A 25,071-nucleotide genomic window follows, 5' to 3' on the forward strand; every position below is an offset into this window, starting at 1 on the left:
TTAAGTGATGGCCAATATTGAGATCTACACCAAAGCAACGTGCCCGTTCTGCCACCGAGCGAAAGCGCTGCTGTCCAGCAAAGGCGTAAAGTTCAAGGAACTGCCGATCGATGGTGACGCGATTAAACGCGAAGAGATGATCCAACGCAGTGGTCGCACAACGGTTCCACAGATTTTTATTGATGCGCAGCACATTGGCGGCTGTGATGACTTGTATGCGCTCGACGCCCGTGGTGGACTCGATCCGCTGCTGAGCTAGAGACTTTAGGACAATTAAAAAGGGTTTTTCCATGTCAGAACAAAATAACACCGAGATGACTTTCCAGATCCAGCGCATCTACACCAAGGATGTCTCTTTCGAAGCGCCAAATGCGCCGCACGTTTTCCAGAAAGACTGGCAGCCAGAGGTTAAACTTGATCTGGATACCGCATCCACCCAGCTGGCGGATGATGTGTATGAAGTCGTACTGCGTGTCACCGTGACCGCCTCTCTGGGCGAAGAAACTGCGTTCCTGTGCGAAGTTCAGCAGGGCGGTATCTTCTCCATCGGCGGCATCGAAGGCAACCAGATGGCGCATTGCCTGGGTGCATACTGCCCGAACATCCTGTTCCCGTATGCGCGTGAATGCATCACCAGCCTGGTTTCTCGCGGTACATTCCCGCAACTGAACCTCGCGCCAGTAAACTTTGATGCGCTGTTCATGAACTATCTACAGCAGCAGGCTGGCGAAGGTGCCGAACAACATCAGGATGCCTGATGAGCACTGTTAATGCGTCAATGACTGTGATCGGTGCCGGCTCTTACGGCACCGCTCTTGCCATCACGCTGGCAAGAAATGGTCACGACGTGGTCCTGTGGGGCCACGATCCAAAACATATCGCGACGTTGCAACACGACCGCTGCAACGTGGCGTTTCTCCCGGACGTTCCGTTCCCTGACTCTCTCTATCTGGAAAGCGACCTCGCGACCGCGCTGGCGGCCAGCCGCAATATTCTGATTGTGGTGCCAAGCCACGTGTTTGGCGAAGTCCTGCGTCAGATTAAGCCGCTGATGCGTGCGGATGCGCGTATTGTGTGGGCGACGAAGGGGCTGGAAGCGGAAACCGGACGTCTGTTGCAGGACGTTGCCCGCGAAGCGCTGGGAACAGCGATCCCGCTGGCGGTGATCTCGGGGCCGACCTTTGCCAAAGAGCTGGCTGCGGGCTTGCCGACGGCGATCTCGCTGGCGTCCACCGACCAGGCATTTTCAGACGATCTTCAGCAACTGCTGCACTGCGGCAAAAGCTTCCGCGTGTACAGCAACCCCGATTTTATCGGCGTGCAGCTGGGCGGCGCGGTGAAGAACGTCATTGCCATCGGGGCCGGGATGTCTGACGGCATCGGTTTCGGCGCGAATGCGCGTACGGCGTTGATCACCCGTGGTCTGACCGAAATGTCCCGCCTGGGCGAAGCGCTGGGTGCCGATCCGGCCACTTTTATGGGAATGGCTGGGCTGGGCGACCTGGTGCTGACCTGCACCGATAACCAGTCGCGTAACCGCCGCTTTGGCATGATGCTCGGACAGGGCAGCGATGTAAAAAGCGCGCAGGAGAAGATTGGTCAGGTGGTTGAAGGCTATCGCAATACCAAAGAAGTTCGCGAATTGGCGCACCGTTTCGGTGTCGAAATGCCAATAACCGAGGAAATTTATCAGGTATTGTATTGCGGAAAAAATGCGCGCGAGGCAGCATTGACCTTATTAGGTCGTGCGCGCAAGGACGAGCGCAGCAGCAATTAGCCGGGAAGTATCGTCACCTGAATGACCCAGCCAGCGCAGAACTGGCTGGTCATTAACTATCGTCTGGAGCAAGCAATGCCGTGTGAAGAACTGGATATCGTCTGGAATAATATTAAAGCCGAAGCCCGAGCTTTGGCCGACTGTGAGCCCATGCTGGCCAGTTTCTATCACGCGACGCTACTTAAGCACGAAAATCTCGGCAGCGCCCTGAGCTATATGCTCGCCAATAAACTGGCTTCCCCTATCATGCCTGCTATTGCCATTCGCGAGGTGGTTGAAGAGGCCTACGCCGCAGATCCGGAGATGATTGCTTCTGCCGCCTGCGACATTCAGGCCGTGCGTACGCGTGACCCGGCGGTGGATAAATACTCCACGCCGCTACTGTATCTCAAAGGATTCCACGCCTTACAGGCGTACCGCATCGGCCACTGGTTATGGAATGAGGGACGCCGCGCGCTGGCCATCTTTCTTCAAAACCAGGTTTCCGTGACCTTCCAGGTCGATATTCATCCGGCGGCGAAAATTGGCCGTGGGATCATGCTCGACCACGCCACCGGCATTGTTGTCGGTGAAACGGCGGTGATCGAAGATGACGTGTCGATCCTGCAATCCGTTACGCTGGGCGGTACCGGTAAAACCAGCGGCGATCGCCATCCGAAAATTCGTGAAGGGGTGATGATTGGCGCGGGTGCTAAAATCCTCGGCAATATTGAAGTCGGACGCGGCGCGAAGATTGGCGCGGGGTCGGTTGTGCTCCAGCCTGTACCGCCGCACACCACCGCCGCTGGCGTCCCGGCGCGCATCGTCGGTAAGCCAGACAGCGATAAGCCGTCGATGGATATGGATCAGCACTTCAACGGTATTCACCACACCTTCGAATACGGCGACGGCATCTGAACGCCGGAACAGCCAAATAAAAAAGCCCGGTGAGTCAATGCACCGGGCTTTTGATTAGTTGCGGTATAACACTTTGATAATGTGATAGCCGAACTGCGTATGCAGTGGGCCGGTTGGCTCCAGCACCGGGCAGGAGAAAACCACTTTATCAAACGCCGGGACCATCTGGCCCTGGCGGAACTCGCCTAAGTCACCACCGCGTTTGCCTGACGGGCAAATCGAGTGTTTCTTCGCCAGTTTGCCGAAGTCGGCGCCGTTTTTAATCTGTTCGAGCAGATCCTGTGCCAGTTTCTCTTCTTTAACAAGGATATGCAGTGCTGCTGCTGTTTTTGCCATGATCGTGCCTTGAGTCAACGAGTTTACGGTCGGTATACTACCACGCGTTTTTCCTCCTCTCCCGACTTTCATTGAGTGATCATTTATGCGTTTAAACCCCGGACAACAACAAGCTGTCGAATTCGTCACCGGACCCTGCCTGGTGCTGGCGGGAGCGGGATCCGGTAAAACACGCGTGATCACCAACAAAATCGCCCATTTAATTCGGGGTTGTGGATACCAGGCGCGCCATATCGCGGCGGTCACCTTTACCAACAAAGCGGCGCGTGAGATGAAAGAGCGCGTCGGCCAGACGCTGGGCCGTAAAGAGGCGCGCGGGCTGATGATCTCCACCTTCCACACGCTGGGTCTGGATATTATCAAGCGCGAATACGCGGCGCTGGGCATGAAGTCCAACTTTTCTCTCTTTGATGACACCGACCAGGTGGCGCTGCTTAAAGAGCTAACGGAAGGGCTGATCGAAGATGACAAAGTGCTGTTGCAACAGCTGATCTCGACGATCTCGAACTGGAAAAACGATCTGATGACGCCGGCCCAGGCAGCGGCAAGTGCCAAAGGCGAGCGCGACCGCATCTTTGCCCACTGCTACGGTCTGTACGACGCGCATATGAAAGCCTGTAACGTCCTGGATTTCGACGATCTGATCCTGCTGCCGACGCTGCTGCTTCAGCGGAATGAAGAGGTGCGCGAGCGCTGGCAGAACAAAATTCGTTACCTGCTGGTGGATGAATACCAGGATACCAACACCAGCCAGTACGAGCTGGTAAAGCTGCTGGTAGGACAGCGCGCGCGTTTTACCGTTGTAGGCGATGACGATCAGTCGATTTACTCCTGGCGTGGCGCACGTCCGCAAAACCTGGTGCTGCTGAGCAAAGACTTCCCGGCGTTGCAGGTGATTAAACTGGAGCAGAACTACCGTTCTTCCGGGCGTATCCTGAAGGCGGCGAACATCCTGATTGCCAACAACCCGCACGTCTTTGAGAAGCGCCTGTTCTCTGAACTGGGTTACGGGACCGAGCTGAAAGTGCTCAGCGCCAATAACGAAGAGCACGAAGCGGAGCGCGTAACCGGCGAGCTGATTGCCCATCACTTCGTCAACAAAACTGAATACAAGGATTACGCGATCCTCTATCGCGGTAACCACCAGTCGCGCGTCTTTGAAAAGATGCTGATGCAGAACCGCATCCCCTACAAAATCTCCGGCGGTACGTCGTTCTTTTCGCGTCCGGAAATCAAGGATCTGCTGGCCTATCTGCGCGTGCTGACCAACCCGGATGACGACAGCGCTTTCCTGCGCATAGTGAACACGCCGAAACGCGAGATTGGCTCTGCGACGCTGCAAAAGCTGGGTGAATGGGCGATGACCCGCAACAAAAGCCTGTTCACCGCCAGCTTCGATATGGGGCTGAGCCAGACCCTGACCGGGCGCGGCTATGAGGCCTTAACCCGCTTTACCCACTGGCTGGGTGAGGTGCAGCGTCTGGCTGAGCGCGAGCCTGTGGCGGCAGTACGCGATCTGATCCACGGCATTGATTACGAATCCTGGTTGTATGAAACCTCCGCCAGCCCGAAAGCGGCAGAGATGCGCATGAAAAACGTTAACCAGCTCTTCAGCTGGATGACCGAAATGCTTGAAGGATCTGAGATTGACGAGCCCATGACCCTGACGCAGGTGGTCACCCGCTTCACGCTGCGCGATATGATGGAGCGCGGGGAAAGCGAAGAAGAAGCCGATCAGGTTCAGCTGATGACGTTACATGCCTCGAAAGGGCTGGAGTTCCCTTATGTCTATCTGGTGGGGATGGAAGAGGGCCTATTGCCGCACCAGAGCAGCATTGATGAAGATAACGTCGACGAAGAGCGCCGTCTGGCCTACGTTGGGATCACCCGTGCGCAGAAAGAGCTGACGTTTACGCTGTGCAAAGAGCGCCGTCAGTATGGTGAGCTGGTGCGCCCGGAGCCGAGCCGTTTTCTGCTGGAGTTGCCTCAGGACGATCTTATCTGGGAGCAGGAGCGTAAAGTCATTACCGCTGAAGAGCGTATGCATAAAGGGCAGGCAAATGTGGCAAACATTCGCGCGATGCTGGCAAAAGCCAAAGAGAAGGGATAACTATTTGTAGGCCGGGTAAGGCGAAGCCGCCACCCGGCACGCTTCAAGGGTCACTTCACATCAAGCGCCCAGTGCACATAGCTCTGCCACTGGTACTCCTGCTCAATCAGTTCCGCCCCAAGCGGATGATCCTCAAGCCAGTTTTCCGGTAGCGTTAGCGTCAGTTTCTCCTCGTCTGCCGCCAGCGTAATGGCTGGCAGCAAATCATCTCGACGCCGACTGGCAAACAGGATCGCCAGCCGAAGCAGACGACACAGATGCTCCGCCACGCGCGGCGGCGCGGCGTTCTGCTGGTGAAGGGAAGAGAGATCGACGGCGTTAGTCTGATTCAGCAGCAGGGTGGCCAGCAGCTTCTTCTGGGCGGGCGTATAACCCGGCAAATCGAGATTACGCACCAGCCAGGCCGCGTGCAGCGGTGCCTGCTTGTACTCCACGCTGAGACCAATTTCATGTAGTGCACAGGCGCTTAGCAACAGATCGCGGCTTAACGGTTCAATATCCCAGCTTTTTTTCACCTGATCGGCAAACTGTGACGCCAGTTGACTCACTCTCTGCGCCTGGTCGGTATCCACAATAAAGCGGCGTTGAACGTTACGCAGCGTACGGCTACGGATGTCCTGATCGACCGACTGGTGCAGCATTCCGTAGACCAGACCTTCACGCAGCGCACCGCCTGCCAGGGTCATACACTGGATATTAAGCTCGGTGAAAATGGCAATCAGTATGGCGAGCCCACTGGGGAAAACCAGCGCGCGTTCAAGCGTCAGCCCTTCTATTTCAAGCTCTTCCAGACGACCACACTGGATGGCGCGCTGTTTAAGCTGCTGGAGTTTGGCAAGCGTGATCCGCTCGTCCATCCCCTGTGCCATCATGATTTCCTGCAACGCCTGCACGGTTCCGGACGCGCCGACACACACTTTCCAGCCGTGATAGCGCAGTTCGTCCATGACCGGGCGCAGGACCGCACGCGCCGCGTTTTCCGCCTCGTCAAAATTCTCTTTGGCAAGGTTTCGATCGGTAAAGTAGCGTTCCAGCCAGGTCACACAGCCCATTGACAGGCTGAAGAGCGACGTCGCCTGCGCGCCTGTGCCCGTGACCAGTTCGGTACTGGCGCCACCGATATCGACCACCAGACGACGATCGTCGCCGCCGGTCGTATGCGCCACACCCTGATAAATCAGACGCGCTTCTTCTTCACCGCTGATGACCTGCACCGGACAGCCCAGAATTTCCTGTGCTCTGGCAATGAAATCGCCAGCGTTAACCGCCAGACGAAGGGTCGCCGTGGCAACAACGCGAATTTGACTGAGCGGGATATCCTGTAAACGTTCTGCAAACAGACGCAGACACTGCCAGCCACGTTCCATGGCTTCCGGGGAGAGATGATTATCGCTGCTCAGGCCCGCCGCGAGGCGGACCTTGCGCTTAATGCGCGTCAGCGTTTGTATGCTTCCCGCCACCTCGCGCACAACCAGCATATGAAAACTATTCGAACCGAGATCAATTGCCGCATAAAGCGAGGTGGAGCTGAGCATATTTTCTTAACCTGAACGACGACGATTACGCGGTGCACCGCCGGAACGACGCGGGCCATTGCCGGAGCGTGGACGTGTAAGGCGCTTAGGTGGCGGCAACTCGCTTAACAGCGCTTCCGGATTGTATTTGCTCTGTGGAATAGAGTGACCGATGTAGGTCTCAATGGCCGGAAGGTTCAGCGCATACTCTTCACACGCAAGGCTGATGGAGTGACCGCTTGCGCCTGCACGACCAGTACGACCGATACGGTGTACATAGTCTTCACAGTCATCTGGCAGGTCATAGTTAAAGACGTGCGTCACGGCTGGAATGTGCAGGCCACGGGCCGCCACGTCGGTCGCGACCAGAATATCAAGGTCGCCACGAGTAAATTCGTCGAGAATGCGCAGGCGTTTTTTCTGCGCCACGTCGCCGGTCAGCAGACCCACACGGTGACCATCTGCCGCCAGGTGTCCCCAGATATCTTCACAGCGGTGTTTGGTGTTCGCGAAGATAATCGCGCGATCCGGCCACTCTTCTTCGATCAGGGTTTGCAACAGGCGCATTTTCTCTTCATTAGAAGGATAAAAAAGCTCTTCTTTAATGCGGTGCCCGGTTTTCTGCTCCGGTTCTACTTCCACATATTCCGCATTGTTCATCTGCTCGAATGCGAGTTCACGTACGCGGTACGACAGGGTTGCGGAGAACAGCATGTTCAGACGCTGGTTTGCCGCAGGCATACGGCGGAACAGCCAGCGGATGTCTTTAATGAAGCCCAGATCGTACATGCGGTCTGCTTCATCCAGCACCACGACCTGGATTGCGCCGAGGTTGATATGGTTCTGTTTGGCGTAGTCGATAAGACGGCCGGTGGTCCCAATCAGGATATCGACGCCGCTTTCCAGCACTTTCAGCTGTTTATCGTAGCCGTCGCCGCCGTAGGCCAGGCCAAGTTTCAGGCCGGTGGCTTGCGCCAGGGGCTCAGCGTCTGCGTGGATCTGTACCGCCAGTTCTCGCGTCGGGGCCATAATTAGCGCGCGCGGCTGGTTAACTTTGCGGTCTGCAATCGCTGGGTGAGAAAGTAAATAATGAAACGTTGACGTTAAAAACGCCATCGTTTTGCCAGTACCGGTTTGCGCCTGCCCTGCAACATCGCGACCGGCCAGCGTCAGCGGCAGGGCGAGAGCCTGAATGGGCGTGCAGTTATGAAACCCTTTAGCTTCAAGGGCTTCGATCACCTTTGGGTGCAGGGCGAAGTCGGAAAACTTCTGTTCTGTTAAATGTGTTTTGCTCATAGTGTGGTAGAATATCAGCTTACTATTGCTTTACGAAAGCGTATCCGGTGAAATAAAGTCAACCTTTAGTTGGTTAATGCGACATCAACACGTCGTTGGTGGAGACAAAACCAACGTACCAGGCTTATTCCTGTGGAGTTATATATGAGCGATAAAATTATTCACCTGACTGACGACAGTTTTGACACGGACGTACTTAAAGCTGACGGGCTGATCCTCGTTGATTTCTGGGCTGAATGGTGTGGTCCTTGCAAAATGATCGCTCCGATTCTGGATGAAATCGCTGACGAATATCAGGGCAAACTGACCGTTGCCAAGCTGAACATCGACCAGAACCCGGGCACCGCGCCAAAATACGGTATCCGTGGCATCCCGACCCTGCTGCTGTTCAAGAACGGTGACGTGGCAGCGACCAAAGTGGGCGCACTGTCCAAAGGTCAACTGAAAGAGTTCCTGGACGCTAACCTGGCGTAAGGTTTCTCAGCTGAGCGTCCAGAGCGCCTAATTAACGGCGAGATCTGGACGCCCGGCTTTAGGCGTGCTAAGTTAGCTATGACTACGTTTTAAACATATCTTGTTGTTTGAATCTTGTTTTACCCGATACTTCCCGTTGTTAACATAAACAGTGCGTGAAGTTGCTAGATTCCGGGCTTGTCACTCAATCCGTCTTGTCGTTTCAGTTCTGCGTTCTTTCCCTGTGACCAGACAGCGAACAGACATGAGGTGATGGCCGCTAAACAGGCATGGATGACCCTGCCATACCATTCACAACATTAAGTTCGAGAATCACCCCGAGTTTAAGAACCCACACCATTATGAATCTTACCGAATTAAAGAATACGCCGGTTTCTGAGCTGATCACTCTCGGCGAAAATATGGGACTGGAAAACCAGGCTCGTATGCGCAAGCAGGACATCATTTTCGCCATCCTGAAGCAGCACGCTAAGAGTGGCGAAGATATCTTTGGCGACGGTGTGCTGGAGATACTGCAAGACGGATTTGGTTTCCTCCGCTCCGCAGACAGCTCCTACCTCGCCGGCCCTGACGACATCTACGTATCCCCTAGCCAAATCCGCCGTTTCAACCTCCGCACTGGTGACACCATTTCAGGTAAGATTCGTCCTCCAAAAGAGGGTGAACGCTACTTTGCGCTGTTGAAGGTTAACGAAGTTAACTACGACAAACCGGAAAACTCCCGCAATAAGATCCTGTTCGAGAACTTAACGCCGCTGCACGCGAACTCTCGCCTGCGCATGGAGCGTGGTAACGGGTCTACTGAAGACTTAACCGCGCGTGTGCTGGATCTGGCATCGCCAATTGGTCGTGGCCAGCGTGGTCTGATTGTAGCGCCGCCAAAAGCCGGTAAAACCATGCTGCTGCAAAACATCGCGCAGAGCATTGCTTACAACCACCCAGACTGTGTGCTGATGGTGCTGCTGATTGACGAACGTCCGGAAGAAGTGACCGAGATGCAGCGTCTGGTGAAAGGGGAAGTGGTTGCGTCTACCTTCGACGAGCCTGCTTCCCGCCACGTTCAGGTTGCGGAAATGGTTATCGAGAAGGCGAAACGCCTGGTTGAGCACAAGAAAGATGTGATCATCCTGCTCGACTCCATCACCCGTCTGGCGCGTGCCTACAACACCGTGGTGCCGGCTTCCGGTAAAGTACTGACCGGTGGTGTGGATGCCAACGCCCTGCATCGTCCGAAGCGTTTCTTCGGTGCGGCGCGTAACGTGGAAGAGGGCGGTAGCCTGACCATTATCGCGACGGCGCTGATCGATACCGGCTCCAAAATGGACGAAGTTATCTACGAAGAGTTCAAAGGTACAGGCAACATGGAACTGCACCTTTCTCGTAAAATCGCAGAAAAACGCGTCTTCCCGGCGATCGACTACAACCGTTCCGGTACCCGTAAAGAAGAGCTGCTTACCACTCAGGAAGAGCTTCAGAAAATGTGGATCCTGCGCAAAATCATCCATCCAATGGGCGAAATCGACGCAATGGAATTCCTCATCAACAAACTGGCGATGACCAAAACGAACGACGATTTCTTCGACATGATGAAACGCTCGTAACGCAAATAATCCCAGTAAACGCCACGTTTTTACGTGGCGTTTTTTATTTATGGACTATACGCTATTACCACACACTCCCAATTTTGACCTGTCGGTGCGACAATAAGAATGTTTGCACAGTCAAAGAAATAATTGATTGAAAAACATACAAAGGGAGTTGTGAGAAGCCATCTTTAATCCTTCTGAGGCAGAGGCTTCATGGTTATACTTCCGGGACTAACATTTGTTGAGAGCAATCCATTGTGAATCTACTCACTGCAGTAACTGAGCTGATCAGTATTTTTTTATTCACAACCTGTTTTTTGTTCATTGCGCGCAAGGTAGCAAAAAGAATTGGGTTAGTGGACAAACCGAACTTCCGTAAACGTCATCAGGGGCTTATTCCGCTGGTGGGCGGCATTTCGGTATACGCAGGCATCTGTTTCACATTCGGGATCGCGGATTATTATATCCCCCATGCCGCACTCTATCTGGCATGTGCCGGTGTGCTGGTACTGGTCGGCGCCCTTGATGATCGTTTTGATATCAGCGTGAAGTTCCGCGCGACGGTACAGGCGGCCATTGGCATCATTATGATGGTGGTAGGCGGCCTTTATCTCAGAAGCCTGGGCTACGTGTTTGGTCCCTGGGAGCTGGTGCTTGGGCCATTCGGCTTCTTCCTGACGCTGTTTGCCGTGTGGGCGGCTATCAACGCCTTTAACATGGTTGACGGTATCGACGGTCTGCTTGGTGGGCTGTCCTCTGTTTCGTTTGGCGCGATCGGCATCATCTTATGGTTTGACGGCCAGTACAGCCTGTCAATGTGGTGCTTTGCTATGATTGCCGCCATCCTGCCATACATCTGCCTGAACCTGGGTGTGTTAGGGCGTCGCTATAAAGTCTTTATGGGCGATGCGGGCAGTACCCTGATTGGCTTTACGGTTATCTGGGTCCTGCTGGAAACCACGCAGGGTAAAACGCACCCTATCAGCCCGGTAACGGCCCTCTGGATTATCGCCATCCCGCTGATGGACATGGTCGCTATTATGTACCGCCGTCTGCGTAAAGGGATGAGCCCGTTTTCTCCCGATCGGCAGCATATTCACCACCTGATTATGCGCGCCGGCTTCACGTCTCGTCAGGCATTTGTGTTGATTACGCTTGCGGCTGCTATTCTGGCTGCGATTGGCGTTGCCGCGGAATACGCACATTTTATTCCTGAATGGGTAATGTTGGTATTATTCTTGCTAGCATTTTTCATGTACGGTTACTGCATCAAGCGAGCATGGAAAGTCGCGCGTTTTATTAAACGTTTAAAACGCAGGATGCGTCGGAACAGTGGCAAAAAACACAACATTAACTAAGTAAAACCGGGACTATGATGACTCAACCGTTGGCGGGAGCGAAATCAGTGGGCACTGAGAACGAGCTGGATATTCGTGGTTTGTTTCGCGTGTTATGGCAGGGCAAACTGTGGATTGTAGGGATTGCCCTGGGGTTCGCGCTGTTAGCGCTTGCTTACACCTTCTTTGCAAAACAAGAGTGGAGCGCCACGGCGATCACAGACCGACCAACGGTGAATATGCTTGGAGGCTACTACTCCCAGCAGCAATTCCTGCGTAATCTTGATATCAAGGCCAATCTGGCGACCCCGGATCAGGCCTCGGTGATGGATGAATCCTACAAAGAGTTTGTGATGCAGCTGGCGTCGTGGGATACACGTCGCGATTTCTGGTCCCAGACGGACTACTACAAGCAGCGCATGGTCGGTAACAGCAAAGCGGATGCCGCGCTGCTGGATGATCTGATTAATAACATTCAGTTTATGCCTGGCGATGTGCTTCGTAACGTTAGCGACAGCGTGAAGCTGATTGCGGAAACGGCGCCGGACGCCAATAACCTGTTGCGTCAGTACGTTGCTTTTGCCAGCCAGCGCGCGGCCAGTCATTTGAATGACGAGCTAAAAGGCGCCTGGGCTGCGCGCACTATCCAGATGAAAGCGCAGGTCAAACGTCAGGAAGAGGTCGCTAAGGCCATCTTCGCCCGTCGCGTGCATAATCTTGAGCAGGCGCTGAAGATTGCGGAACAGCACAATATTTCCCGTAGCGAAACGGATGTTCCGGCGGACGAACTCCCGGATTCAGAAATGTTCCTTCTTGGTCGCCCAATGCTTCAGGCTCGTCTGGAAAATATCCAGGCCGTTGGCCCTGACTTTGACCTTGATTACGACCAAAATCGCGCCATGCTCAATACGCTCAACGTCGGTCCAACGCTGGACCCGCGTTTTCAGACCTATCGTTATTTAAGAACGCCTGAAGAGCCTGTAAAACGCGATAGTCCGCGTCGCGCATTCCTGATGATCATGTGGGGGATTGTGGGCGCACTGACTGGCGCTGGCGTAGCGTTATTGCGTCGCCGCACAAACTAAGAACGCCGTCTACGATGAAGGCTGTGACCTTCATCGTCTAATCGAAGAGAATCGATGTGAAAGTACTAACCGTATTTGGCACCAGGCCGGAGGCCATCAAGATGGCGCCTCTGGTTCATGCGCTGGCCAGAGATCCTGATATTGAAGCGAAAGTGTGCGTGACTGCCCAGCACCGTGAGATGCTCGATCAGGTCTTAACCCTCTTTTCTATCGTCCCGGATTACGATCTCAATATAATGAAACCGGGACAGGGACTGACGGAAATAACCTGCCGTATTCTGCAAGAATTAAAGCCTATTCTGGAGTCGTTCAGGCCGGATGTAGTGCTGGTGCACGGCGACACCACCACTACCGTGGCAACCAGCCTGGCCGCGTTCTATCAGCGTATCCCCGTTGGTCATATTGAAGCGGGTCTGCGTACCGGTAATCTCTATTCCCCGTGGCCGGAAGAGGCCAACCGTACGCTCACCGGTCACCTGGCGATGTACCATTTTGCGCCAACCGAGAACTCACGCCAAAACCTGCTGCGCGAAAATATCAGCGACAGCAAGATCTTCGTCACCGGCAATACGGTCATTGATGCGCTGATTTGGGTGCGTGACCGCGTGCTGGCTAACAGCGAGCTTCAGGCAGAACTTGCTGCGCGCTATCCGTTCCTGAACAACGGCAAGAAAACGATTCTGGTGACGGGCCACCGCCGCGAAAGCTTTGGCCGTGGCTTTGAGCAAATCTGCCACGCGCTGGCTGAAATCGCCGCGCAGAACGAGGATGTGCAGATTGTCTATCCGGTGCACCTCAACCCGAACGTCAGCGAACCGGTCAACCGTATCCTGGGTCACGTGGAAAACGTGCTCCTGATCGAGCCGCAGGACTATCTGCCATTTGTCTGGCTGATGAACCACGCCTGGCTGATCCTGACCGATTCTGGCGGCATTCAGGAAGAGGCGCCTTCACTCGGTAAGCCGGTACTGGTGATGCGTGAAACCACCGAACGCCCGGAAGCGGTCACTGCTGGTACCGTACGTCTGGTGGGAACGGATCCGCGTCGTATTGTCGAAGAGGTCACGCGCTTACTGCATGACGATGAAGAGTATCAGGCGATGAGCCGGGCCCACAATCCGTACGGTGACGGGCAGGCTTGTGGTCGTATTTTGCACGCACTTAAACACAATCGGGTAACGCTATGAGTTTTACTACCATCTCTGTTGTTGGTCTTGGCTATATCGGGCTGCCTACTGCGGCGGCCTTTGCCTCTCGTCAAAAGCAGGTCGTTGGCGTAGATATCAACGCGCGCGCGGTGGAAACCATCAACCGTGGCGAAATTCATATCGTGGAGCCCGATCTCGATCGCGTGGTGAAAAAGGCGGTGGACGGTGGCTTCCTGCGCGCCAGCACCACGCCGGTAGAAGCCGATGCGTACCTGATTGCGGTTCCAACGCCCTTTAAAGGCGATCATGAGCCTGACATGGTTTACGTCGAGGCGGCGGCAAAATCCATTGCGCCTGTGCTGAAGAAAGGGGCGCTGGTTATCCTTGAGTCCACTTCACCTGTTGGGGCAACCGAGCAGATGGCACAGTGGCTGGCCGAGGCGCGTCCCGATCTTAGCTTCCCCCAGCAGGTGGGCGACCAGGCCGATATCAATATCGCCTACTGCCCTGAGCGCGTACTGCCAGGCCAGGTGATGGTGGAACTGATTAAAAATGACCGCGTGATTGGCGGCATGACGCCAGTCTGCTCCGCGCGCGCCAGCGAGCTGTATAAAATTTTCCTTGAAGGCGAATGTGTGGTGACCAACTCCCGCACCGCCGAGATGTGCAAACTGACCGAAAACAGTTTCCGCGACGTTAACATCGCGTTTGCGAATGAACTGTCGTTGATTTGCGCCGATCAGGGGATTAACGTCTGGGAACTTATTCGCCTTGCCAACCGTCACCCCCGCGTGAACATCCTTCAGCCGGGGCCGGGCGTGGGTGGGCACTGCATCGCGGTCGATCCGTGGTTTATCGTGGCGCAAAATCCGGAACAGGCACGCCTGATTCGCACCGCGCGCGAAGTAAACGACCATAAACCGCACTGGGTTATCAACCAGGTCAAAGCCACGGTCGCGGATTGCCTGGCCGACAGCGGCAAACGCGCCAGTGAGCTGAAAATTGCCTGCTTTGGTCTGGCATTCAAACCGAATATTGACGATCTGCGCGAAAGCCCGGCGATGGAAATTGCCGAAATGATCGCTGCCTGGCACAGCGGTGAAACGCTGGTGGTTGAGCCGAATATTCATGCGTTGCCGGCAAAACTTGCCGGTCACTGCACCCTTACCGCCCTGGATGACGCGCTGGCGACGGCGGATGTGCTGGTGCTGCTGGTGGATCACAATGCGTTTAAAGCGGTCTCCGGTGATGCCGTACGTCAGCAGTATGTTGTTGATACCAAAGGCGTGTGGCGTTGAGTATCCTCAACGGCGTGCTGGAGTCTCTTGAGTGGGAAAGCGCATTTTTTGCGCGTCCCTCAGCGATAGTGCGTCTGCACGACAATGCCCCTGCGTTGCAGGATGCAGACTTCAGCGCCTGGCAGCGCGTACAGGCTAAGATCCCGGCGGACCGCGCCGATCTGCTGGACGCCCTCCAGCAGCACGGATTCCGGCTGGTCGAGGGCGAGGTTGATCTCTCTGTTACCGTGGCGCGCTACGCCTCACCGGGCGCGGAAATTGCAACGGAGCAGGATATCCCCACGCTGCGCAAGATGGCGGCGCTGGCCTTCGCTCAGAGCCGTTTCCGGGCGCCCTGGTATGCGCCCGATGACAGCGGTCGCTTTTATGCTCAGTGGATAGAGAATGCGGTCAAAGGCACGTTTGACCACGTCTGTCTGGTGTTCCGTACTGACGGGGGACAGATTCAGGGTTTTGTTTCGCTTCGCAGGCTCACCGAGCACGAGGCGCGCATCGGATTGTTAGCCGGGCGCGGCATGGGCGAGAAACTCATGCAGGCGGCGCTGCACTGGGCGGAGCAACAACAGGTATCGACGCTGCGGGTCGCAACCCAGATGGGCAACACCGCTGCGCTTAAACGTTATATTGCGAGTGGTGCCAGCATCGACGCCACCGCCTACTGGTTATACAGGTGACAAGATGATTCCATTTAACGCGCCTCCCGTTGTGGGCACTGAACTTGATTACATGCAGTCGGCTATGGGCAGCGGCAAGCTCTGTGGCGACGGCGGTTTTACCCGCCGCTGCCAGCAGTGGATGGAGCAACGTTTTCACAGTGCCAAGGTGCTGCTGACGCCGTCCTGTACCGCATCGCTCGAGATGGCGGCGCTGCTGCTGGATATCCAGCCTGGCGATGAAGTGATCATGCCGAGCTACACCTTCGTCTCCACGGCGAACGCGTTTGTCCTGCGCGGGGCGAAAATCGTGTTTGTGGATATCCGTCCGGATACCATGAACATCGACGAAACGCTGATTGAAGCGGCGATCACTGACAAAACGCGGGCGATTGTGCCGGTGCATTACGCGGGCGTGGCCTGTGAGATGGACACCATCATGGCCATCGCCAAAAAGCACAACCTGTTTGTGGTGGAAGACGCCGCGCAGGGCGTGATGTCCACCTACAAAGGTCGCGCGCTGGGCACCATCGGTCATATCGGCTGCTTTAGCTTCCACGAAACCAAAAACTACACCGCAGGCGGCGAAGGCGGCGCGACGCTGATTAACGATCGTGCCCTGGTGGAGCGTGCGGAAGTGATCCGTGAAAAAGGGACCAACCGCAGCCAGTTCTTCCGCGGTCAGGTGGATAAGTACACCTGGCGCGATATCGGCTCAAGCTACCTGATGGCGGATTTGCAGGCCGCGTATCTCTGGGCGCAGCTGGAAGCGGCAGAGCGAATCAATCTGCAACGCCTCTCCCTGTGGCAAACCTACTACGACGCGCTGGAGCCGCTGGCAAAAGCCGGACGTATTGAACTGCCGACTATTCCGGCAGACTGTATCCACAACGCTCACATGTTCTACATCAAGCTGCGCGATAACGACGATCGCAGCAAGCTGATTGCCTGGCTGAAAGAGGCGGAAATTATGGCGGTATTCCACTATATTCCGCTGCACTCCAGCCCGGCTGGCGAAGCCTTCGGGATGTTTGCCGGTGAAGACCGCTACACCACCAAAGAGAGCGAACGTCTGCTCCGCCTGCCCCTGTTCTACAACCTCGCGCCGGTGAACCAGCGTACGGTGATCAATTCGCTTCTGAGTTATTTCGCCTGATATGTCTCTGGCAAAAGCGTCGGTGTGGACGGCAGCGTCCACGCTAGTAAAAATTGGCGCCGGGTTACTGGTCGTCAAGCTGCTGGCCGTCTCATTTGGTCCGTCAGGCGTTGGGCTGGCAGGGAACTTCCGCCAGCTGGTCACGGTGCTTGGCGTGCTGGCGGGAGCCGGGATATTCAATGGCGTCACCAAATACGTCGCGCAGCATCATGACGATGCCGAAAAGCTCCGCACGGTGGTGGGCACCTCCTCGGCTATGGTGCTGGGCTTCTCTACGTTGCTGGCCGTCGTCTTTTTGCTGGCGGCGGCACCCATCAGCCAGGGGCTGTTCGGACACACGCATTATCAGGGGCTGGTGCGCCTGGTGGCGCTGGTTCAGATGGGGATCGCCTGGGCGAACCTGCTGCTGGCGCTGATGAAAGGCTTCCGTGATGCCGCCGGGAATGCGCTGGCGCTGATCCTCGGCAGCATCATCGGCGTTATCGCCTACTACTTTTGCTATCGGCTGGGCGGCTATGAAGGCGCGCTGCTGGGGCTGGCGCTGGTGCCTGCGCTCGTTGTCATTCCGGCTGCGTTTATGCTGATGCGCAGAGGCAATGTCCCGCTGAGTTACCTGAAACCGCAGTGGGACAAGATGCTGGCGGGGCAGCTCGGTAAGTTTACCCTGATGGCGCTCATCACTTCGGTAACGCTTCCCGTTGCCTACGTGATGATGCGAAACCTGCTGGCAGCGCATTACAGCTGGGATGAAGTGGGGATCTGGCAGGGCGTGAGCAGTATTTCAGATGCTTACCTCCAATTTATTACGGCTTCCTTTAGCGTCTATTTGCTGCCAACCTTATCGCGCCTGACTTCCAGGCAGGATATTACCCGCGAGATTTTTCGCTCCCTGCGTTTTGTGTTGCCGGCGGTTGCGATCGCCAGCTTTACCGTCTGGTTAATGCGTGATTTCGCCATCTGGCTGCTGTTTTCGGCGAAGTTTACCGCCATGCGCGATCTGTTTGCCTGGCAACTGGTCGGCGATGTGCTGAAAGTGGGGGCATACGTTTTCGGCTATCTGGTGATTGCGAAGGCTTCGCTGCGGTTGTATATCCTGGCAGAGATCGGCCAGTTTGCGCTGCTGACGGCATTTTCTCACTGGCTGATCCCCACCCACGGTGCGCTGGGGGCGGCTCAGGCCTATATGGCAACTTATATCGTTTATTTCGCTGCCTGTTGCGGCGTATTTTTACTTTGGCGTAAACGCGCATGACTGCACTGATACACATACTGGGATCGGATATCCCGCATCACAACCAGACCGTTCTACGTTTCTTCAATGATGAACTGGCATCCGGCACGCCCGATGCGCGCGAGTTTATGGTCGTTGGACGCGATAACGGTCTGAGCGCGGCGTGTCCGGCATTGCACATCACCTTCTGGCCAGACAAAGCGGCGCTGACCAAAGCCGTTGTCGCGAAAGCTAAAGCGGACCGAAGCCAGCGTTTCTTCTTCCACGGACAGTTCAATACTGGCCTGTGGCTGGCGCTGTTAAGCGGCGGGATAAAACCTTCCCAGTTCAGCTGGCATATCTGGGGAGCGGATCTCTACGAAGTCTCCCGTGGCTGGAAATTCCGTCTTTTCTATCCGCTGCGTCGTCTGGCCCAGGCGCGCGTGGGCTGCGTTTTTGCTACCCGTGGCGATCTCAACTATTTTGCTAAACAGCACCCGAAGGTTCGCGGGGAGCTGCTCTATTTTCCGACCCGTATGGATCCTGCGCTGAACACCCTGGCGAATGACGCGGTTCGTGAGGGCAAACTGACCATCCTGGTGGGAAATTCCGGCGATCGCAGTAACGAGCATGTCGCGGCGCTGCGGGCGGTGCATCAGCAGTTTGGCGATACGGTGAACGTAGTGGTGCCGATGGGCTATCCCGCCAATAACGACGCCTACATCAATGACGTTCGCCAGCAGGGGCTTGCGCTGTTTAGCGCGGAAAATCTGCACATTCTCAACGATAAGCTGGAATTTGATGACTATCTCGCGCTCCTGCGAAAATGCGATCTGGGCTATTTCATCTTTGCCCGTCAGCAGGGGATTGGTACGCTGTGTCTGCTGATTCAGGCGGGCGTACCGTGCGTGCTCAACCGCGAAAACCCGTTCTGGCAGGACATGGCCGAACAGCATATTCCGGTGCTGTTTACCTCTGACACGCTTAATGTCGAGGTCGTACGGGAAGCGCAGCGTCAGCTCACGCTGGTGGATAAAAATAGCATCGACTTTTTCAGCCCGAACTACCTCACGCCGTGGCACCACGCGCTGCGTATTGCTTCAGGAGACAACGCATGAGCCAGTTGCAATTTAGCGGCTTGCTGGTGGTCTGGCTGCTGAGCACGCTGTTTATCGCCACGCTCACCTGGTTTGAGTTCCGGCGCGTACGTTTTAACTTCAACGTTTTCTTCTCGCTGCTGTTTTTGCTGACCTTTTTCTTTGGCTTCCCGCTGACCAGCATCCTCGTGTTCCGCTTTGATGTTGGCGTCGCTCCGCCGGAAATCTTGTTGCAGGCACTGCTCTCTGCGACCTGCTTCTACGCGGTGTATTACGTCACCTATAAAACGCGCCTGCGCGCGGCGAAAGACACCGCACCCCGTCGTCCGCTGTTTACCATGAACCGGGTAGAAACCCATCTGACGTGGGTTATGCTGATGACCATCGCCCTCGTCAGCGTGGCGATCTTCTTCATGCATAACGGCTTTTTACTGTTTAAGTTACAGTCCTATAGCCAGATTTTCTCCGCCGAAGTCTCTGGTGTCGCGCTCAAGCGTTTCTTCTATTTCTTCATTCCGGCGATGCTGGTGGTCTTTTTCCTGCGTCAGGACAGCAAAGCCTGGCTGTTCTTCCTGGTCAGCACCGTCGCATTTGGCATTCTGACCTACATGATCGTCGGCGGCACCCGCGCCAACATCATTATCGCCTTCGCGATTTTCCTGTTTATCGGCATTATTCGCGGCTGGATCTCGCTGTGGATGCTGGCGGCGGCAGGCGTCTTTGGCATTGTGGGGATGTTCTGGCTGGCGCTGAAGCGCTACGGACTGAACGTGGCGGGCGACGAAGCGTTTTATACCTTCCTGTATCTGACGCGCGACACCTTCTCGCCGTGGGAAAACCTGGCATTGCTGCTGCAAAACTACGACAAAATCGAATTCCAGGGGCTGGCGCCGATTGTTCGCGATTTCTATGTCTTTATACCGACGTGGCTGTGGCCTGACCGTCCCGGTATTGTCCTGAACACGGCGAACTACTTTACCTGGGAAGTGCTGAACAACCATTCGGGCCTGGCGATTTCCCCAACCCTGATTGGCTCGCTGGTAGTGATGGGCGGAACGTGGTTTATCCTGCCGGGCGCGATCGCGGTCGGGTTGATAATAAAATGGTTCGACTGGCTATATACGCTGGGTAACGAAGAGACCAACCGCTACAAAGCCGCTGTTTTGCACAGTTTCTGTTTCGGTGCCATTTTCAATATGATCGTTCTGGCGCGCGAGGGGCTGGATTCATTCGTCTCACGCGTGGTGTTCTTTATGGTCGTTTTCGGACTCTGTCTGCTGCTGGCAAAACTGCTGTACTGGTTGTTTGACAGTGCAGGGCTTGTGCACAGACGTGAGCCACAGGGCAGCACAACGCTGTCGCAAGTCTGAGTAGGGATTATCATGACGGATACAACTTCAGCCCCGCGTTATGCGCTGCGCGGGCTACAGCTGATTGGCTGGCGAGACATGCAGCACGCGCTGGATTTCCTGTTCGCGGACGGGCAGATGAAATCGGGCACGCTTGTGGCCATCAACGCAGAAAAAATGCTGGCGGTTGAAGATAATGCGGAAGTGAAAAGCCTGATTGAAGCCGCGGAGTTTAAATACGCAGACGGTATTAGCGTGGTGCGTTCAATTCGTAAAAAGTTTCCAGACGCTAATGTGTCTCGCGTGGCGGGAGCTGACCTTTGGGAGCGGCTTATGGAACGCGCAGGCGCTGAAGGCACACCGGTATTTTTGATCGGCGGCAAGCCAGAGGTGCTGGCGCAGACCGAACAAAAGCTGCGTAACCAGTGGAATGTTAACATCGTGGGCAGTCAGGATGGCTATTTCAGGCCGGAAGATCGCCAGACGTTATATGAGCGCGTACGCGACAGTGGGGCGAAAATTGTCACTGTCGCCATGGGGTCGCCGCGCCAGGAAATTCTGATGCGCGATTGCCGTCTGGTCAGCCCGGATGCGCTCTATATGGGCGTCGGCGGCACCTACGACGTCTTTACCGGCCACGTTAAGCGTGCGCCCAAAGTCTGGCAAAACCTGGGGCTGGAGTGGCTCTACCGCCTGCTTTCTCAACCGACACGAATCAAACGACAGATCCGTCTTCTGCGCTACCTCGCCTGGCACTACACCGGGAAAATGTAATCAATATGCAGCGCGATCTGCTGTTCGCGCTGCAACGCCCCCTGCAAAGCTGCTGAATTTCTGTGCAATGCATTCATTTTTTTAATGCATTGTTTGCCATTTGCCAGAATTTAAGAAACCATTCGCTCCGTATTTCAGTACCCCTCAAAAACAATACCCGGCAATAAGTCGGGAAACAGCAAACACAACCGAGGAATTATGGCAGAGAAAAAACCGGAGCTTCAGCGTGGGCTGGAAGCTCGACATATTGAATTGATCGCGCTGGGCGGGACTATCGGCGTTGGCCTGTTTATGGGCTCGGCAAGCACGCTGAAATGGGCGGGGCCTTCCGTCCTGCTGGCGTATATTATTGCCGGACTGTTCGTCTTCTTCATCATGCGCTCAATGGGCGAAATGCTGTTCCTGGAGCCGGTAACGGGCTCTTTCGCCGTTTACGCCCACCGGTATATGAGCCCGTTCTTTGGTTATCTCACGGCCTGGTCGTACTGGTTTATGTGGATGGCCGTCGGGATTTCGGAGATCACCGCCATCGGGGTCTACGTGCAGTTCTGGTTCCCGGAGATGGCCCAGTGGATACCTGCGCTTATTGCCGTAGGGCTGGTGGCGCTGGCGAACCTTGCCGCCGTTCGTCTTTACGGTGAAATCGAATTCTGGTTTGCGATGATCAAAGTTACCACCATCATCGTGATGATTGTTGTGGGTCTGGGTGTCATCTTCTTTGGCTTCGGTAACGGCGGGCACGCTGTCGGTTTCGGTAACCTGACCGGGCACGGCGGCTTCTTTGCGGGTGGCTGGAAGGGCTTTCTGACGGCGCTCTGTATCGTTGTCGCCTCCTATCAGGGCGTTGAGCTGATCGGCATTACCGCCGGTGAGGCGAAAAACCCGCAGGTCACACTGCGTAGCGCGGTAGGCAAGGTGCTGTGGCGTATCCTGATTTTCTATGTGGGCGCGATCTTCGTTATCGTGACCATTTTCCCATGGAACGAGATCGGCACCACCGGCAGCCCGTTTGTCTTAACTTTCGCTAAGATTGGCATCACGGCGGCAGCCGCCATTATCAACTTTGTGGTACTGACGGCGGCGCTTTCCGGCTGTAACAGCGGAATGTACAGCTGTGGGCGTATGCTTTACGCGCTCTCGCAAAACAAACAGCTGCCGGCTGTGATGGGCAAAGTCTCCCGCGTAGGTGTACCGGTGGCGGGCGTAGCGGTGTCGATTGTGATTTTGCTGATTGGCTCTTGCCTGAACTATATCATCCCAAATCCGCAGCGCGTGTTTGTTTACGTCTATAGCGCCAGCGTGCTGCCGGGGATGGTACCGTGGTTTGTCATTTTGATTAGCCAGTTGCGTTTCCGGCAGGCGCACAAAAAAGCGATCGCCAGCCATCCGTTCCGCTCCATTCTGTTCCCGTATGCGAACTATTTGACGATGGCGTTCCTGATTTGCGTATTAATTGGAATGTACTTTAATGAAGATACCCGCATGTCGCTGTTTGTCGGGATGATCTTCCTGGCTGCCGTCACAGCTGCATATAAACTTTTTGGCCTGGGTCGCCGTGGCTCCGCCCATAAAGTGGAGGAATAAGCGGCAAAATGTGCAAACCATAACCAAATGCGCATTTTTTTCAAAAAAGCACTAGACAGCGGGGACGGAGGTACGTAATATCCAGCCCCGCAACGGCGCTAAGCGCCCGTAGCTCAGCTGGATAGAGCGCTGCCCTCCGGAGGCAGAGGTCTCAGGTTCGAATCCTGTCGGGCGCGCCATTTTAGTCCCGGCGCTAGAGCTGCGGTGGTCTGAGAAGTAGTCAGAACCGCGTGAAAGAATACAGTGGTGGCTATAGCTCAGTTGGTAGAGCCCTGGATTGTGATTCCAGTTGTCGTGGGTTCGAATCCCATTAGCCACCCCATTATTGAAAGAGTTGTGAATTGCGAAGGTGGCGGAATTGGTAGACGCGCTAGCTTCAGGTGTTAGTGTTCTTACGGACGTGGGGGTTCAAGTCCCCCCCCTCGCACCACGACTTTTAATGAGTTGAACTAAAAATTCAAAAAAGCAGTACATCGGCGAGTAGCGCAGCTTGGTAGCGCAACTGGTTTGGGACCAGTGGGTCGGAGGTTCGAATCCTCTCTCGCCGACCAATTTTGAACCCCGCTTCGGCGGGGTTTTTTGTTTTCTGCGTTTTTTTATCCTGTAGTCATTTCCCGACAACACCCCATATCCTTGTCGCGATTCAGCGACATATAAACCATTAATATTTAAGTATTTATTATTTCACCTCTTAACCTGTCTCCTTGTGGCGACAGATCACCGACTTTAGCGCGATGTTGTATGGCTTCAGGCGGTTCTTAACAACATAATTTCCTTTTATCTTAAAATGTTGCGCGATGTAAAAGTTCTGCGTGTAAACCTGGCACATTACATGCAATAATATGCGTGTAGATGCTCATTCCATCTCTTATGTTCGCCTTTAGGCCTCATAAACTCAGGAATGACGCAGAGCCGTTTACGGTGCTTATCGTCCACTGACAGATGTCGCTTCGGCCTCATCAGACACCATGGACACAACGTTGAGTGAAGCACCAAATATGTTGTCTTACAGACCTGTTTTAACGCCTGCTTTTATAGCAGGCGTTTTTTTATGCCTTATTCACGATAATGGGCCAGGACCAGCGCCACCAACAGCAGAGCGATAGCAGAGACAGCATATAGCGTCTGAGCCGCTCCCAATATCGTCGCTGTCATTGCGGCGAGGCCCGTAAAAAGGGAAGCGCTCAACGTTTGCCAGCGCCAGGCCTTACCGCTGGCAGCGGATATCTGTATAGCCTGAAAATTACTCAGTACCCCAAACGTACCCGCCGCAAAAACGATATTCGACGCCAGATGCGCGATAAAGATCATCCCCAGCGCAAGCACGACCCATGCGGATAAAAACGGAAGCAACCCATAGGCTGCCAGAAAAAGAGCAAGACAGCTAAGTAGCAAAGGCGTTCTTGCTGCAAAGCGCGTCAGACTCTCTTTTCTGAGCAGCAAGGGGCCACAAAGCTGTCCCAGGCTTCTGGCAAAAAGCAAGGGCAGCGCAAGCCCAGCGGCATTCTCGGGGTTGATCTGCTGCGCCAGTGCTGGCAGCAACGCCATTGCTGGCGAGCCTACGGCAGCAAGGGCAGGCAAAATCAGCAAACTGCGTTTTTGTCGAAGGGTCAGAGTTTGCCAGCGCAATGCCACAGGTTGAGGGTCCCCGACAGGCAACGGTGCTGGACGCGCTACATACTGGCGTTCTGCGAGAAGCAGCATGACCAGCGATCCCATAAAACTGGCGGCGTCGATGACCAGTAAGGCGAAGACCGGGATGCGCTGGAACAACACCACACCCAGCCCGGTTCCTAACAAAACCTGGGAGGCAAAAATCACATTTTCCAGACACGTTGCCGCAGGCAGTTCTGCCTCATGCAGTCCGCGTTTAAACAGCAGCGTTAACGCAGGCCAGCTCATCCCGCTCAGCAACGCTTCTGTGGATTGCACCGCAAGCAGCGCCGGTATGCTGTGGTAATGTGCGCCTGAAAGGGGAAAGAGCAGGGCGAGCAAGCCCAGCCATTCGGTCAGCATCAACAGGTAGAGAGGTGAAAACCGCTGGCACAGCTTTTCACCCATCAGGCTGCCGATAAAACCGGGCACCGTAGCAAAAAGGAAGGCGAGGGTTAACAGCGCTGACGGGGCTGACCACTGTAACAATAATCCGAAAACAACAACCTGAGTTAAGCCATTACCCAGGGAGCTAAAGATAAAGGCGCAGGCCAGCAGGCGGAGCCAGCGATGGCACCGCAGCGCTTCGAAAAGCGCATATAAAAGCGAGTTCATGACGATATCCTTTCAGAAACGGTTTATTCCACGCGGGTAAGCGCGTGTGCAAAAAAGGTTAAGGAAAAGACATCGTTACATTGGCGGGTTCGTTTGCAGGTGAGTGTTAAAAGAATGTAGCA

22 protein-coding genes and 4 tRNA genes are annotated in these 25,071 nt (G+C 55.0%); 22 read left to right on the plus strand and 4 right to left on the minus strand.

The annotated features are described in order from the left end of the window. The first annotated feature begins 7 nt into the window (after positions 1 to 7). The 4 genes from grxC (at position 8) to cysE (ending at position 2,674) form a co-directional block, all read left to right on the plus strand. On the plus strand, positions 8 to 259 hold the full coding sequence (grxC, locus tag ACOTXD_RS18085) for a glutaredoxin 3 (RefSeq protein WP_045332955.1): 252 nt from the start codon (positions 8 to 10) through the stop codon (positions 257 to 259). A gap of 31 nt (positions 260 to 290) precedes the next feature. Beyond that, positions 291 to 758, plus strand: a complete 468-nt coding sequence (gene secB, locus ACOTXD_RS18090) for a protein-export chaperone SecB (RefSeq protein WP_003860835.1) — start codon at positions 291 to 293, stop codon at positions 756 to 758. Next, the gene (gpsA, locus tag ACOTXD_RS18095; protein ID WP_006812398.1) at positions 758 to 1,777 is read left to right on the plus strand and encodes an NAD(P)H-dependent glycerol-3-phosphate dehydrogenase; all 1,020 of its coding nucleotides are present in this window, start codon (positions 758 to 760) and stop codon (positions 1,775 to 1,777) included. The genes secB and gpsA overlap by 1 nt, the downstream gene beginning before the upstream one ends. Positions 1,778 to 1,852: 75 nt before the next feature. Beyond that, positions 1,853 to 2,674: a serine O-acetyltransferase gene (gene cysE / locus ACOTXD_RS18100; RefSeq protein WP_022646641.1), complete on the plus strand. Its 822-nt coding sequence runs from the start codon at positions 1,853 to 1,855 to the stop codon at positions 2,672 to 2,674. A 54-nt stretch (positions 2,675 to 2,728) separates the two neighbouring features. Here the strand turns inward: cysE and ppiC are convergent, their stop codons facing one another. Further along, the gene (ppiC, locus tag ACOTXD_RS18105) at positions 2,729 to 3,010 is read right to left on the minus strand and encodes a peptidylprolyl isomerase PpiC (RefSeq protein WP_006812396.1); all 282 of its coding nucleotides are present in this window, start codon (positions 3,008 to 3,010) and stop codon (positions 2,729 to 2,731) included. An 85-nt stretch (positions 3,011 to 3,095) separates the two neighbouring features. On the opposite strand from ppiC, the gene rep reads away from it, so the two are divergent. Further along, the gene (gene rep, locus ACOTXD_RS18110; RefSeq protein ID WP_003860830.1) at positions 3,096 to 5,120 is read left to right on the plus strand and encodes a DNA helicase Rep; all 2,025 of its coding nucleotides are present in this window, start codon (positions 3,096 to 3,098) and stop codon (positions 5,118 to 5,120) included. 50 nt (positions 5,121 to 5,170) lie between these two features. Here the strand turns inward: rep and gppA are convergent, their stop codons facing one another. Beyond that, a complete protein-coding gene (gene gppA / locus ACOTXD_RS18115; RefSeq protein ID WP_061856861.1) occupies positions 5,171 to 6,655 on the minus strand; it encodes a guanosine-5'-triphosphate,3'-diphosphate diphosphatase in 1,485 nt (494 codons plus the stop codon). A 6-nt stretch (positions 6,656 to 6,661) separates the two neighbouring features. Then, positions 6,662 to 7,930 carry an ATP-dependent RNA helicase RhlB gene (gene rhlB, locus ACOTXD_RS18120; protein WP_045894620.1) on the minus strand — a complete coding sequence of 423 codons (1,269 nt, stop codon included), beginning with the start codon at positions 7,928 to 7,930 and terminating at the stop codon, positions 6,662 to 6,664. Positions 7,931 to 8,074: 144 nt separating this feature from the next. Between rhlB and trxA the strand changes: the two genes are divergently transcribed. The 17 genes from trxA (at position 8,075) to ACOTXD_RS18205 (ending at position 23,232) form a co-directional block, all read left to right on the plus strand. Beyond that, positions 8,075 to 8,404, plus strand: coding sequence for a thioredoxin TrxA (gene trxA, locus ACOTXD_RS18125; protein ID WP_006812392.1), 330 nt, complete (start codon positions 8,075 to 8,077; stop codon positions 8,402 to 8,404). A gap of 341 nt (positions 8,405 to 8,745) precedes the next feature. After that, entirely contained in the window at positions 8,746 to 10,005 is a 1,260-nt protein-coding gene (rho, locus tag ACOTXD_RS18130) for a transcription termination factor Rho (RefSeq protein ID WP_001054528.1), read from the plus strand. A gap of 242 nt (positions 10,006 to 10,247) precedes the next feature. After that, entirely contained in the window at positions 10,248 to 11,348 is a 1,101-nt protein-coding gene (gene wecA, locus ACOTXD_RS18135; protein WP_022650161.1) for a UDP-N-acetylglucosamine--undecaprenyl-phosphate N-acetylglucosaminephosphotransferase, read from the plus strand. A gap of 17 nt (positions 11,349 to 11,365) precedes the next feature. Next, the gene (gene wzzE / locus ACOTXD_RS18140; protein ID WP_017383601.1) at positions 11,366 to 12,412 is read left to right on the plus strand and encodes an ECA polysaccharide chain length modulation protein; all 1,047 of its coding nucleotides are present in this window, start codon (positions 11,366 to 11,368) and stop codon (positions 12,410 to 12,412) included. A 56-nt stretch (positions 12,413 to 12,468) separates the two neighbouring features. Continuing rightward, positions 12,469 to 13,599, plus strand: coding sequence for a non-hydrolyzing UDP-N-acetylglucosamine 2-epimerase (gene wecB / locus ACOTXD_RS18145; RefSeq protein WP_032608211.1), 1,131 nt, complete (start codon positions 12,469 to 12,471; stop codon positions 13,597 to 13,599). After that, complete coding sequence (gene wecC, locus ACOTXD_RS18150; protein ID WP_045342691.1) at positions 13,596 to 14,858, plus strand: UDP-N-acetyl-D-mannosamine dehydrogenase; 1,263 nt, start codon at positions 13,596 to 13,598, stop codon at positions 14,856 to 14,858. Before wecB ends, wecC begins: the two co-directional genes overlap by 4 nt. Continuing rightward, positions 14,855 to 15,532, plus strand: coding sequence for a dTDP-4-amino-4,6-dideoxy-D-galactose acyltransferase (rffC, locus tag ACOTXD_RS18155; protein ID WP_032608212.1), 678 nt, complete (start codon positions 14,855 to 14,857; stop codon positions 15,530 to 15,532). The genes wecC and rffC overlap by 4 nt, the downstream gene beginning before the upstream one ends. Positions 15,533 to 15,536: 4 nt before the next feature. After that, the gene (rffA, locus tag ACOTXD_RS18160; protein ID WP_032608214.1) at positions 15,537 to 16,667 is read left to right on the plus strand and encodes a dTDP-4-amino-4,6-dideoxygalactose transaminase; all 1,131 of its coding nucleotides are present in this window, start codon (positions 15,537 to 15,539) and stop codon (positions 16,665 to 16,667) included. Position 16,668: 1 nt separating this feature from the next. Then, positions 16,669 to 17,919 carry a lipid III flippase WzxE gene (wzxE, locus tag ACOTXD_RS18165; RefSeq protein WP_061856859.1) on the plus strand — a complete coding sequence of 417 codons (1,251 nt, stop codon included), beginning with the start codon at positions 16,669 to 16,671 and terminating at the stop codon, positions 17,917 to 17,919. Then, a complete protein-coding gene (locus tag ACOTXD_RS18170) occupies positions 17,916 to 18,995 on the plus strand; it encodes a TDP-N-acetylfucosamine:lipid II N-acetylfucosaminyltransferase (protein WP_032608216.1) in 1,080 nt (359 codons plus the stop codon). Before wzxE ends, ACOTXD_RS18170 begins: the two co-directional genes overlap by 4 nt. Beyond that, entirely contained in the window at positions 18,992 to 20,344 is a 1,353-nt protein-coding gene (gene wzyE, locus ACOTXD_RS18175; protein WP_023323983.1) for an ECA oligosaccharide polymerase, read from the plus strand. The genes ACOTXD_RS18170 and wzyE overlap by 4 nt, the downstream gene beginning before the upstream one ends. A gap of 12 nt (positions 20,345 to 20,356) precedes the next feature. Then, entirely contained in the window at positions 20,357 to 21,097 is a 741-nt protein-coding gene (gene wecG, locus ACOTXD_RS18180) for a lipopolysaccharide N-acetylmannosaminouronosyltransferase (protein WP_045332951.1), read from the plus strand. Positions 21,098 to 21,295: 198 nt separating this feature from the next. Then, complete coding sequence (gene thrP, locus ACOTXD_RS18185; RefSeq protein ID WP_023315180.1) at positions 21,296 to 22,681, plus strand: bifunctional threonine/serine APC transporter ThrP; 1,386 nt, start codon at positions 21,296 to 21,298, stop codon at positions 22,679 to 22,681. A 102-nt stretch (positions 22,682 to 22,783) separates the two neighbouring features. Continuing rightward, a tRNA-Arg gene (locus ACOTXD_RS18190) sits at positions 22,784 to 22,860 on the plus strand. Between the two features lie 67 nt (positions 22,861 to 22,927). Beyond that, positions 22,928 to 23,003 (plus strand) — tRNA-His (locus ACOTXD_RS18195). A gap of 21 nt (positions 23,004 to 23,024) precedes the next feature. Beyond that, positions 23,025 to 23,111 (plus strand) — tRNA-Leu (locus tag ACOTXD_RS18200). 44 nt (positions 23,112 to 23,155) lie between these two features. Continuing rightward, positions 23,156 to 23,232: transfer RNA gene (locus tag ACOTXD_RS18205), tRNA-Pro, on the plus strand. 505 nt (positions 23,233 to 23,737) lie between these two features. Here ACOTXD_RS18205 and ACOTXD_RS18210 read toward each other — a convergent pair. Continuing rightward, entirely contained in the window at positions 23,738 to 24,949 is a 1,212-nt protein-coding gene (locus tag ACOTXD_RS18210) for an MFS transporter (RefSeq protein WP_126501152.1), read from the minus strand. Positions 24,950 to 25,071 lie beyond the last annotated feature (122 nt).

The sequence above is a fragment of the Enterobacter cloacae complex sp. CDL013 genome (assembly GCF_049238805.1).
Classification (GTDB): Bacteria; Pseudomonadota; Gammaproteobacteria; order Enterobacterales; family Enterobacteriaceae; genus Enterobacter; species Enterobacter hormaechei_C.